8 protein-coding genes and 1 pseudogene are annotated in these 12,115 nt (G+C 70.7%); 7 read left to right on the forward strand and 2 right to left on the reverse strand.

Annotated elements, in window-relative coordinates; translation table 11 throughout:
* Positions 1-75: 75 nt before the first annotated feature.
* Entirely contained in the window at positions 76-1,602 is a 1,527-nt protein-coding gene (gene hutH, locus HUA76_RS22855) for a histidine ammonia-lyase (protein ID WP_174462065.1), read from the reverse strand.
* A gap of 107 nt (positions 1,603-1,709) precedes the next feature.
* On the opposite strand from hutH, the gene HUA76_RS22860 reads away from it, so the two are divergent.
* The 5 genes and pseudogenes from HUA76_RS22860 (at position 1,710) to HUA76_RS22875 (ending at position 7,216) form a co-directional block, all read left to right on the forward strand.
* The gene (locus HUA76_RS22860) at positions 1,710-2,987 is read left to right on the forward strand and encodes an aspartate kinase (protein ID WP_174455288.1); all 1,278 of its coding nucleotides are present in this window, start codon (positions 1,710-1,712) and stop codon (positions 2,985-2,987) included.
* A 4-nt stretch (positions 2,988-2,991) separates the two neighbouring features.
* Positions 2,992-3,408: a helix-hairpin-helix domain-containing protein gene (locus tag HUA76_RS22865; RefSeq protein WP_141641282.1), complete on the forward strand. Its 417-nt coding sequence runs from the start codon at positions 2,992-2,994 to the stop codon at positions 3,406-3,408.
* A gap of 9 nt (positions 3,409-3,417) precedes the next feature.
* Positions 3,418-3,516 (forward strand): annotated as a pseudogene (locus HUA76_RS46475) (zinc-ribbon domain-containing protein); the annotation flags it as partial.
* A gap of 114 nt (positions 3,517-3,630) precedes the next feature.
* Positions 3,631-5,862, forward strand: coding sequence for a lipopolysaccharide assembly protein LapB (locus HUA76_RS22870; protein WP_254614414.1), 2,232 nt, complete (start codon positions 3,631-3,633; stop codon positions 5,860-5,862).
* A gap of 169 nt (positions 5,863-6,031) precedes the next feature.
* Positions 6,032-7,216, forward strand: coding sequence for a glycosyltransferase family 2 protein (locus tag HUA76_RS22875; RefSeq protein WP_174462067.1), 1,185 nt, complete (start codon positions 6,032-6,034; stop codon positions 7,214-7,216).
* Between the two features lie 61 nt (positions 7,217-7,277).
* On the opposite strand, the gene HUA76_RS22880 is transcribed toward HUA76_RS22875, so the two are convergent.
* Positions 7,278-8,144, reverse strand: a complete 867-nt coding sequence (locus HUA76_RS22880; RefSeq protein ID WP_174455292.1) for a CHAP domain-containing protein — start codon at positions 8,142-8,144, stop codon at positions 7,278-7,280.
* Between the two features lie 136 nt (positions 8,145-8,280).
* On the opposite strand from HUA76_RS22880, the gene HUA76_RS22885 reads away from it, so the two are divergent.
* Both HUA76_RS22885 and HUA76_RS22890 read left to right on the forward strand, forming a co-directional pair.
* Complete coding sequence (locus HUA76_RS22885) at positions 8,281-9,972, forward strand: HEAT repeat domain-containing protein (protein ID WP_174462068.1); 1,692 nt, start codon at positions 8,281-8,283, stop codon at positions 9,970-9,972.
* A gap of 53 nt (positions 9,973-10,025) precedes the next feature.
* Complete coding sequence (locus HUA76_RS22890) at positions 10,026-12,107, forward strand: ATP-dependent helicase (RefSeq protein WP_174462069.1); 2,082 nt, start codon at positions 10,026-10,028, stop codon at positions 12,105-12,107.
* Positions 12,108-12,115 lie beyond the last annotated feature (8 nt).

The raw sequence follows: 12,115 nt of genomic DNA on the forward strand, positions 1-12,115 counted from the left end.
GTCTCGTTGAATGAAGACGGCCCGCCCCCGAGTGCTTCCGGGAGCGGGCCGTCGCACTTCAGTCTGGCATTGCGCTCAGGCGGTGGCGGAGCGCACGGCCGCGAGCAGCTCGCCGGAGTCGACCAGCTGGCTGACGGCCTCGATGTCCTTGTGCAGCTCGCGGTCCCTGTCCATGTGCGGCACCTTGGAGCGGATGAGCTCGTAGGCCGCCAGCGCGCCCTTGCCGGGCTTCCCAGGCAGGCGGAAGTCCAACGCCTGCGCGGCCACCAGCAGCTCGATGGCCAGACACGAGCGGGTGAAGTCGCTCACCTGCCGGCCCTTGAGCGCCGCCGTCATGCCCATGGACACGTGGTCCTCGCGGCCCGCGGAGGACGGAATCGAGTCCACCGACGCGGGGTGGCTGAGCACGCGCGACTCGGCCACCAGCGCCGCGCTCGTCACCTGGGCAATCATGAAGCCCGAGTTGAGCCCGGAGTTCTTCGCCAGGAACGCGGGCAGGCCCGACAGCGACGGGTTCACCAGCTGCTCCACGCGGCGCTCGCTGATGGAGGACAGCTGCGTGAGCGCCATCGCCACCACGTCCATCGCCAACGAGATGGGCTGGCCGTGGAAGTTGCCGCCGGAGACGATGCGCTCCGTCTCCGTGAAGACGAGCGGGTTGTCCGTGGCGCTGTTGACCTCCACCTCCAGGATGCGCCGGGCGAAGGACAGGCCCTCGCGCGCCGAGCCGTGCACCTGGGGCATGCAGCGCAGCGAGTAGGGGTCCTGCACCTTGCTGCAGTTGACGTGCGTCTCCACCAGCTCGCTGTTGACCAGGATGCGCCGCAGGTTCGCCGCGCAGGCCTTCTGGCCCGGATGCGCCCGCACGTCGTGAATCTCCGGGATGAACGGCTTGTGGCTGCCGAGCAGACCTTCCAGCGTCATCGCGCCCGCCACGTCGGCCAGCTCCGCGAGGGACTCGGCGCGAAGCTGGAGGAGGGTGCCCACCGCGCACATGGCCTGGGTGCCGTTCACCAGGGCCAGGCCCTCCTTGGCCTCCAGGACGACGGGCTGGAGGCCCGCCATCTCCAAGGCCTTGCGCGCGGGCAGCCGCTGTCCCTCGTGGAAGGCCTCGCCCTCGCCGATGAAGACGAGCGCCAGATGCGCCAGCGGGGCCAGGTCACCGGAGGCGCCCACGCTGCCGCGCTCGGGGACCACGGGGATGACGCCCCGGTTGAGCATCTCCAGCGCCAGCGTCAGCGTCTCCGAGCGGATGCCGGAGTAGCCCTTCGCCAGCACGTTGCAGCGCAGCAGCAGCAGCGCGCGGGCCTCGGGGAGGGGCAGGGGCGTGCCGACGCCACAGGCGTGGGAGAGGATGAGGTTGCGCTGGAGGTCGCGCAGGTCCTTCTTGTCGATGCGGACCTCGGCCAGGGTGCCGAAGCCGGTGTTGATGCCGTAGGAGGGCGTGTCTCCGGCGGCGACCCGGTCCACGAGGGCGCGCGCGGCGCGGACTCGGGTGGCGGCCTCGGGGGCCAGCTCCACGGTGACCTCGTTCCGGGCGACCTGGAGAATCTGCTCCAGCGTCAGGGTGTCTCCGTCGATGAGGATGCGGGGGCGCGACATTGGGGCTCCAAGGGAAGGCGTATTCAGGGGTCTTCGGCAGCGGGGCTTTACACCCGGGAGCCGTGCTCGTATAGGTCCGCCGACTGAAGAGGGAGGTCACGGACTCCGTGGCGCTGATCGTCCAGAAGTATGGCGGTACCTCAGTGGGTGACACCGAGCGGATGAAGAATGTCGCTCGCCGCTGTCTGGCTGCCCAGGCGGCGGGTCATGACGTGGTGGTCGTCGTCTCCGCGATGTCGGGAGAGACCAACCGGCTGCTCAAACTCGTGGCGCAGATCACCGACCGGCCAGACGAGCGGGAGCAGGACGTGGTGGTGGCCACCGGCGAGCAGGTCTCCATCGGTCTGGTGGCGATGGCCATCCATGCGCAGGGGGGCAAGGCGACGAGCTTCCTGGGGCATCAGGTGCGCATCGTCACCGACAGCACCTTCTCCAAGGCGCGCATCAAGAGCATCGACGCGCAGCCCATCCGCGCGGCCCTGTCCAAGGGGCACATCGTGGTGGTCGCGGGCTTCCAGGGCGTGGACGAGGAGGGCAGCGTCACGACGTTGGGGCGCGGTGGCTCGGACACCACGGCGGTGGCGGTGGCGGCGGCGCTCAGCGCGGATGCCTGTGAAATCTACACGGACGTCGACGGCGTCTACACCACGGACCCGAACATGGTCCCCGCCGCGCGCAAGCTGGAGCGCATCGCCTACGAGGAGATGCTGGAGCTGGCGAGCGTGGGCGCGAAGGTGTTGCAGATCCGCTCCGTCGAATTCGCCATGAAGTACAAGGTGCCGCTCTGGGTGAAGTCGTCGTTCTCCCAGGACCCGGGCACACTCGTGTGTGAGGAGGACAAGTCCATGGAGGACGTGCTGGTCCGCGGCGTGGCGTATGACCGGAACGAGGCGAAGATCACCGTCTGTGGCGTGCCGGACGTGCCGGGCGTCGCCGCGAAGATCTTCGGACCGCTCGACGAGAAGCACATCGTGGTGGACCTCATCGTCCAGAACCCGTCGCGGGATGGGCGCACGGACCTGACCTTCACGGTGGGCAAGTCGGACTTCCTCAAGGCGCAGGAGGTGGTGCGCGAGGCGGTGAAGGAGATTCACGCCGCCGGCATCGAGACGGACGAGAACATCGCCAAGGTGTCCATCGTCGGCGTGGGCATGCGCAACCACTCGGGCGTGGCGGCGCGGATGTTCACGGCGCTGTCCTCCGAGGGCATCAACATCCAGATCATCTCCACCTCGGAGATCAAGGTGTCGTGCGTGGTCCACGCCAAGTACACGGAGCTTGCGGTGCGGGCGCTGCACACGGCGTTCGGGTTGGATCAGCCGCTGCCTCCCGAGGGTGTCGCCACCGTGTCGGAGACGGCCGCGCTCAAGGGCGAGAAGGTCTGAGCCGGTGGCAGGGCGCACCGCCGCGCTCGCCGTCGTCGCGCTGGGAGTGATCGGGCTGGGGGCGGTGGCTCGCTGGCGCTGGCCGGATTCCGAGCCAGCGCTGGATTGTGCTCCAGAGTCCGTGCGGCTTCGGGCCGATGGCGTGGCCACGTGTGGCGAGGGTGAGGTGCCGACGGGGGCCACGGCGTTGGCGCTGGGGCGGCGGTTGGACCTGAACGCCGCGACGGAGGAGGAGCTGGCGCTCTTGCCGGGCGTGGGGTCGTCGCTGGCGCGGGGGCTGGTGGAAGCCCGCGAGGCGGCGGGTGGCTTCAGGAGCTGGGACGCGGTGGACGAGGTTCCCGGGGTGGGTGCTGCCCGGTTGAAGACCCTCCAGGCGGCCACCCTGTTGGGGCCGACTCCGGATGCCGGGCCCGTGTGGTAAGCACGCGACGTGCAGATCGCCTGCCCTCAGTGCTCGATGCAGTATGTCCTTGATCCCCGCCTGCTGCCGCCGGGAGGGGCATCGGTCCAGTGCACGCGTTGTGGCCATGTGTTCATGGCCTCGCCGCAGGCGGAGGCTCCGCGTCCGCCACCGGTGGACCCCGCGGGGCCACGCACACCGAGCGGCTCATGGGCCTCGGCCTCGAGTCCCGCCGCGTCGAGCATGCTGAGGACGCAGATTTTCGGCTCGGGCCAGAATCAGGGCGCGTCTGGTGTGGTGCCTCCGGTGGACGCGGGGGCCGCTGCACATGGCGCGGTGCCGAACACGACGCAGACGTTTGGCGCGGTGCCGCCGGTGCGCGCGGATTCGGGCCCGCATGGCGCGGTGCCGAACACGACGCAGACGTTTGGCGCGGTACCACCGGTGAGTGCAGGGCCGCACGGCGCGGTGCCGAACACGACGCAGACGTTTGGCGCGGTGCCTCCGGTGAGTGCAGGGCCACACGGCGCGGTGCCGAACACGACGCAGACATTCGGAGCCGTGCCTCCGGTGAGTGCAGGGCCATACGGCGCGGTGCCGAATACGACGCAGACGTTCGGCGCGGTGCCTCCGGTGCGCACGGATTCGGGCCCGCCCGGCGCGGTGCCGAACACGACGCAGACGTTCGGTGCAGTGCCTCCCGTGAATGCGGGGCCGCATGGCGCGGTGCCGAACACGACGCAGACCTTCGGCGCGGTGTCTCCGGTGAGTTCGGGCACGCACGGGGTGGTGCCGAACACGACGCAGACGTTCGGTGCGGTGCCTCCGGTGAGTTTGGGGCCGCACGGCGCGGTGCCGAACACGACGCAGACCTTCGGCGCGGTGCCTCCGGTGAGTTCGGGCCCGCACGGCGCGGTGCCGAACACGACGCAGACCTTCGGCGCGGTGCCTCCGGTGAGTTCGGGCCCGCACGGCGCGGTGCCGAACACGACGCAGACCTTCGGCGCGGTGCCGGGCCCGGCGCACGCATCGAGTGGGGATCCCTCGGGCCAGGGCTCCTCCGCCGGCGGTGTGCGGCAGTCCACCCAGGTCTTCGGTCTCGCGGCCCAGGGAAGCACCGTGCCGCCCTCGATTGCGCCGGTGACGGGGGGCTCGACCGAGGCCCCTGCGTCCCTTGGACGGACCCTGACGTTCGGCGCGATGGCCGCTCAGTCCACACCCTCCGCCCCCGGCGAGGCACCGTCGCTCGCGGGTGAGGCCCAGACTCGCGCCTATGGGGATGCCCCTGGCGGCACCCAGAGCTACGGAGCCATCGGCTCCGAGTCGTCGCCCACGGGCCTGCTTTCGGCGCCGGTGGAGCGCAAGACGACGCTGTACGGCGCGGCCCTGGGGCCTGGGGCCCAGTCCGGGAGTGTGCGGTTGCCGCCCGAGGACATGTCGGGTGTCGGGACCTTTGGCGCGGGAGCCAGCCTCGGAGCCTCCGAGCCGAGAACCCCGTCCTCGCGCCGGGTCCCCGTGTCGCTTCCTCCCGAGTTGCTGGCGGCGGGCAGGGACGACTCGGAGTTCCCCGGGATGGCCTCGTCGAGTCGCTCCTCCCGGCTGTGGCTCGGGTTGCTGGTGGCGGCGGGAGTGCTCCTCGCGGGAGTGCTCGCCTATCCGGCCTGGAGGGATCGCAACGCGAACATGCCGGCGGACGCGGTGGCGGACAAGGACCGCGCGGCGGCGCTGCTTCGGAGGGATGACGCGACCTCCAGGGACCAGGCCATCAAGACCCTCAGGGGCCTGACGACCGTCCATCCCAAGTACACCGAGGCACGGGCCGAACTCGTCGGCGCGCTGTCCCTGCGTCTGGGAGAGCTCCAGGCCCAGGCCGAGCGACTTCGAATGCGGAGCGAATACCTCCAGCGCGAAATCGAGATCCTCACCCGGACCCGCGAGTCGGTGGACTGGGAGAGCCGGGTCAACGTGCTGCGCGAGTCGACAGCCGAGGTCGTTCAGCTCAGCGGCCCGCTGCGGGTCGAGGTCGACACGCTTCGCAAGGAAGTAGACGTCCTCGCCTCCGAGCTGGAAGCCGCGCCGGAAGTGGAGCCCGCCCCGGCCCTGGCGGCTCGGGTGAAGGCGCTGGCCCTGCACGCCGGAGTGACGGCGGCTCCGGATGCCCTGGCCCTGGCGGAGCGCCTGCGCAACGTGGAGAGCGCCCCGAAAATCTGGAGCACCGTGGCCAAGGCCGAGTACGTGCTCAGCTCGGGTTCTCCTCCAGACTCCGTGGCCCAATCCGTGAGCGAGCTGGAGGCATTGCGCCAGGCCGACGGCACGCTCCTGCGCGCCCATGTCCTGGGTGCTCGCCTGGCCCTGCGTCAGAAGAAGCCGGAGGCGGCGCGTTCACTCCTGGACGAAGTGATTGCCCTCAATCCGAACCACGAGCTGGCGCGCAAGCTGCTCGAACAGTTGGATGCCACGGGCTTCCAGCCCTGAAACGACGTCCGTCGCGTTCCGAGGCAGGCTGGAGAAAGTCCAGTCCCTCCGTGGCGATGATCCTCGCCTTTCCCAGGTTCTTCGGGCGGAACGCGCGCCGGTGCGCGGGGCATGCCTCTTGCTGGTCACCCGTGCGGAGTCGGGGACTGGGTCTTGGGAGGCATGGTCGATGGCGGAGGTCTTCTTCTGGTGTGCCGCGCTGCTGTTGGCGCACACGTACTTTCTCTACCCATTGAGCCTGTTCGTGCTGGATGGGGCGGCGCAGGTGGCGCAGAACATCCGGGCGATGCGGGGTGGGGCGCCGCGTCGGAGCCTAGCGGCCAGTCGGGGGCCGGCTCCGTCGGTGAGCCTCGTCGTGGCCGCGTACAACGAGGTGTCCTGCATCGAGCAGAAGCTGGAGAACAGCCTCGCGCTCGATTATCCGGTGGAGCGCTTCGAGGTGGTGATTGGCTCGGACGGCTCGACGGATGGAACGAACGAGCGGGTCCTCCAGTGCCAGGATGAGCGGGTGCGGTTGTCGCCGGCGCCGCGCGCGGGCAAGACGACGGTGCTCAATCGCTGCATTCCAACGGCGAAGGGCGACATCGTGGTCCTCTCGGACGCGAACACGATGATTGAACCGGAGGCCATCCAGAAGCTCGTGCGCCACTTCGAGGACCCTGAAGTCGGGGCCGTCTGCGGCAAGCTGCGCCTCTACAATCCGACGAAGCAGGACTACGAGGAGAGCGCGTACTGGAGCTACGAGTCCCTCATCAAGATGTACGAGGGGCGCCGGGGCGCGGTGGTGGGGGCTAACGGAGGCCTGTACGCCATCCGTCGCACGCTGTTCACGGAGCTGCCGCCGTCCACCATCGTCGACGACTTCGTCATCCCGCTGCGCATCCTCGAGAAGGGCTACAAGGTCGCCTATGAGGAAGAGGCCGTCGCCCATGAGGAGACGACGGAGGACTACGGCAAGGAGTTCGGCCGTCGCGCGAGAATCGCCGCGGGCAACTTCCAGAGTCTCCGCATGGTGCCGGGCCTGCTCCTGCCCACCGCGGGCTTCCCCGCGTTCGCGTTCTGGTCGCACAAGCTCTTGCGCTGGTGTGCGCCCGCGCTGATGGGACTGGCGCTGATCGCCAACCTGTTCCTGCTCGACAGCGTGTTCTACCGCTTCACCCTCCTGGGGCAGGGCCTGTTCTATGCCCTGGCCTATCTCGGAAAGGTGGGGGTGCTGAAGCGCGGCGCGGCGAAGCGAGTCGCCTCGGTGGCCTACTATTTCGTCACCATGAACCTGGCCATCGTCGTGGGCTTCTGGCGCTTCCTGCGCAACTCGCAGCGCGCCGCGTGGGACCGCACCGCTCGCGCGTCCTGAGTCGCGAGCACGTCGTGCGTCCTGGCGCTCGGTCCCTCTGGGGGCCGGGCGCCTCGTCGTTCTACCGCAGCGAGGCGACGGGGACGGGTGCGGGCTTCTTCGTCGCGGGGCTGGGGGGCAGCACGCTGCCGAACGAGGCGAAGAGCTGGCCGGTGAGGACCGGGTCCTTGTTCGGACCCGCGTGGCGCAGCAGGTCGTTGAGCACCGCGCCCGTCTTGGGGTCCCTGGGCAGGTGAGGGCGGGCCAGGTTCATCCGGTAGCGCACGACGCCCCGGCGCACCCGGTGGATGACGGTGACGGTGCCCTGCGCATCCACGGAGTCGACGATGCCCACGTGCGTGAGGCCGTCGTTGCGGCGGCCGTCCCGGTTCTGGTCATACGTCTCGTTGAAGAAGACCAGGTCCCCCGCCGCGGGGCGACCTTCCGAGTACACGCGGCCATTCGCGCGGGCGTAGCGGTAGAGGGCGGTGACGCCGTTGTCGCCGGGCTTGAGCGTCCCTCGGAAGGACAGGCCCGCCTGGGCGTAGACGCCCTCGATGAGTCCCGTGCAGTCCGCCGGGTACTTGCGCCCGTCGAGCGTCACCTGGGGCTTGCCCACCAGCGAGCGGGCCGACGCGAGCACCGTCGCGCGCGCATCGGCCGAGGCGGGCCGCACGTGCGTGCTCGCCGGAACGGTGGCGGGCTTGCCCTTCGCGGGGCGGGCGGCGGTGGCGCGCGCGGGCGTGCGCTTGACGGGGGCGGCCTTCCGCTCGGCCGTCTGGGCCTTGGGGGCCACGGGGCTGGAGAGCGACTCGCGCGGAAAGGCGGGCGGAGACGCGGAGCGGTAGCGCACGGCGTAGGAGTCCAGCCACGGCTCCAGCCGGTTCGACGGGGTGGCGCAGCCCGTCGCCGTCATCGCGAGGATTCCCATCAGCGTGAGCCACCGCATGCGCGACCTCCCTGTAGCGTCCTGAGGCACCCATGGTCGCCCCGGTGGCTTGTGTCGTCAAAAAACCTACCCAGGCAACCGTCCGTGACGGCTCGGGTTTCCGGGGGCGCTCGGGTGCGGTATTGCTCCCAGGAGAATGGTCTCCCTCCGCCGAGCCCTCGCCATCCTCCTGCTGTCCGCTGGCTGTCTGCCGTCGCCGTATGACCGCGCCGCCAGGACCGACACCGTGGAGGGCTACCGCGCCTTCCTGCGTGAGAACCCGACCCACCCGGACGCGGACGCCGCCGAGTCGCGCTTGGAGGAGCTGGAGTTCGAGGACGCGAAGAAGCTCCACACGGTGCTCGCCTACAAGCGCTTCCTGGAGGTGTACCCGGACGCGCCGCACACGCGCACCGCGAAGACGCTGCTGGAAGGGCTGCGCTTCAACGCCGCGAAGGAGGCCGCCACGGTGGCCGCGTGGCGGCAGTTCCTCCAGGAGCACCCGGAGGGTCTGCAGCGCGACGAGGCGAAGCGGCTGATGGCGGAGGTGGAGACGCGGGAGCTGGCGACGACGCAGGACCCCCGGCGTCTGGCCGAGTACCTGCGCGAGCGCCCGGATGATCCGCGCCGCATGGAGGTGGAGTCGCGGCTGGACGGGCAGGCCTTCGAGCAGGCCAGGTCCGGGGGCGCGGCGAAGCTGTTCGCGTACCTCAAGGACTTCCCGGCGGGGACGCACCGCGAGGAGGCGCGCGGCCTCCTGCTGGAGCTGGAAGTGGAAGGGCTGCTCGTCTCGGGCCTGGTGGACGAGGCCGAGGCCCGGGTGAAGACGCATCCCCTGGGGCCCACGCTCACGGGTTTTCCGGCGCGGCTGGCTCGCGCTCGCGCGGAGAAGGCCGCGCTGGCCCAGCCGGAGCCGCTGGTGCAGGCGGCGTACGTGGGGCACTACCTGAGGGACTTGGAGGACCTGAAGCGCGCCATGGTGGCGCCGGATGCGTTGGACCGGTGGCAGGCGGCCGAGGAGATGGGTCAGCATGTGTCCGTGCGCGCGGTGGAGCCGCTGCTGGATGCGCTGCGCTCCGCGCGCAATCCGCTCATCCGGCAGAACGCGCTCGAGTCGCTGCGCACGGTGCTGGCCTCGCTGCCGCGTCCGGTGGCCGACTACGAGGTGGCCTCGCGGCTGGACGCCCTGCGCGAGCGGGCCGGCAGCGCGGAGATGTACCTCACGGTGGCGGTGCTGCTGGACCTCTCCGGTCAGCTCGCCCAGGCCTCCACGGAGTATCAGCGCGCCTTCGATACGGGCGTGCCGGACCCCGTCGTCCTGCGCCGCTGGGTGGACATCCGCGAGGCGCGCAAGCAGCCGTTCTCCGCGGCGGTGGCCGCGCGGCAGCTCGCCGTGTGGGCGCTGGGCGTGGCGCGCGAGGAGACGGTGACGGCGGAGGGCCGCGTGCCCCTGGCCTCCGCGCGGCAGCTGTGCGCGGCGGCCGTCAACGCTCGCTTCGCGGCCGGGGCCATCTCCCGGGCCCGCGCGGCGTCCAGCGAGTTTCCCGAGGACCTGGCCGAGTTCGAGCGTCGGGCGGAGGAGGCGCGGCGGCTGGCCGAGGCGCGACTGGCGGACGCGGAGCTGCTCCTGCGTGAGCAGAGCCCGGGCGTGCGCACCTGCGCGGACCGGGGTGTCAGCGAGCGACTGGAGGGTGGGGTGAAGGAGCGCACCGCGGCGCTGGCCACGGTGGGAACGAAGCTGCCGCAGGTGGGACGGCTGCTCCTGGAGCTGGCGCGGGAGAGAGACCCCTCGCCCCAGGTCCGCGAGGCGGCCTCCGCGCGGCTGACGGCGCTCAAGCCGGTGCCCTGAGCCGACTGATCCGTTCGTCCCCGGAGGGCGGGGCGGTTAGAGTTCGCCGCCCCATGGTCACCCTGCCCACCCCTCGGACCGTCGCTCCGACGAGCGCCTCGTCGCGCATCGACTACGCCGGCCTGCTCAACGAGGAGCAGCTGCGGGCGGTGGAGGCGGAGGCCGGGCCAGTGCTGGTCATCGCCGGCGCGGGCTCCGGCAAGACGCGCACGCTCACGTTCCGCGTGGCGCGTCTGCTGGAGCGTGGCGTCCAGCCCGAGAACCTCCTGCTGCTGACCTTCACCAACAAGGCAGCGCGGGAGATGACCCGGCGGGTGGCGGACCTGGCGGGCTCGTTCGCGGACGTGCGGCGCATCCTCGGAGGGACCTTCCACCACGCGGCGCACCTGCTCCTGCGCCAGCACGCGGGGATGCTGGGCTACTCGGACCGCTTCACCGTGCTGGACCGGGAGGACGCCCGGGACTTGATGGTCACCTGTCTGGCCGAGCGCAAGCTCAAGAGCGACAAGCGCTTCCCTCGACCGGAGCTGGTGTTGGACCTGGTGTCGTTGGCCACCAATCTCCAGCAGGCCGTCTCCGAGGTCCTCTTCGACCGGCGGCCCCAGTTTCTTCCCCTGGCCCCGGAGATCCTCGCGACGGCGGCGCGCTACCGGCAGCGCAAGGCGCAGCTGCACCTGATGGACTTCGATGACCTGCTGCTCAACCTGAAGCGGCTGCTCACCGAATACCCCACGGTGCGCGCCCAGCTCACCGAGCGCTTCCATAGCGTCCTCGTGGACGAGTACCAGGACACCAACAAGCTCCAGGGAGAGCTGGTGGATCTGCTCGCCGGCGAGCGCCGTGACTTGACGGTGGTGGGGGACGACTGCCAGTCCATCTACAGCTTCCGGGGCGCGGACTTCTCCAACATCATCGGCTTTCCCGAGCGCCATCCCGGCTGCGCCGTCTTCACGCTCACTCGCAACTACCGCTCGACCCCTGAGGTCCTCCAGCTCGCCAACGCGGCCATCTCCCGCAACGAGCGGCAGTTTCCCAAGACGCTCGTCGCGGAGCGTCCTTCGGGGGCCCGTCCCGTCGTCGTCCCCGCGCTCGACGCCGCCGACCAGGCCGCCTGGGTGGCCCGCCGCGTCCTGGAGCTGCGCGACGGAGGCCTGTCCCTGGAGGCGATGGCCGTCCTCTATCGCGCGCACAACCACTCGCTCGAACTCCAACTGGAGCTCACGCGCCTGGGCATCCCGTTCCGGGTCCGCTCGGGGGTGCGGTTCTTCGAGCAGCCCCACGTCAAGGACGTGCTGGCCCACCTGCGGCTGGTGAACAACCCCGGGGATGAGCTCGCCTTCAAGCGGGTGGTGCGCGCGGTGCCCGGGGTGGGGCCCACGACGGCGGAGCACCTGTGGACGTCCCTTCGCGCGCTGCCGGAGGGACTGTCCCTGGCGGAAGGCCTCGCGCGCGATGAGGTCCGGACCCATCTGTCGCGCAAGTCGCGCCCGGGCTTCGAGCGCTTCGCTCAGCTGATGGGTCGGCTCGGACGTCCGGAGGCCGCGGCTGACCCGGGTCTTCTCATCGAGGAGGTGCTGGCGGGAGGGTACGCGGAGGTCCTCGCGGCGGAGTCCTCACCCGAGGAAGGCCGGGAGGACGACCTGCGGCAGCTGGCCGAGTACGCGCGCCGGTTCGAGGACCTGCCCCGCTTCCTGTCGGAGCTCGCGCTCGTCGCGGAGTTCGCCGCGAAGGAGGCCCTGGGGGCCGGGGCTCCCGGAGACGTCCTGACACTCACCACCGTCCATCAGTCCAAGGGGCTGGAGTGGCGGGCCGTCTTCGTCCTCTGGCTGGTGGACGGGCGGTTTCCCATGTCCCAGGCCGCCCGCTCGGCGGAGGAGGAAGAGGAGGAGCGACGACTCTTCTACGTCGCCACCACTCGGGCCCGGGACCACCTGGCGCTGGTGTACCCCTTGTCGGTGCTGCCCCGGGAGGGGGAGCGCATCCTCCTGCGGCCGTCCCGCTTCCTGGAAGAGCTGCCAGCCGGGGAGGGGGCTCCCTATGATCGGCTCGTCCTGGCTTCCGCCGAGGCGGTACTGGGGGGGCTCCCCCTGGGGTTGCCTGGGCCTGGGCCGATGGGGTCCGAGCCGGAGGACTGAGCGGACGC

The sequence above is a fragment of the Myxococcus sp. CA056 genome (assembly GCF_013336715.1).
Lineage (GTDB): Bacteria > Myxococcota > Myxococcia > Myxococcales > Myxococcaceae > Myxococcus > Myxococcus llanfairpwllgwyngyllgogerychwyrndrobwllllantysiliogogogochensis.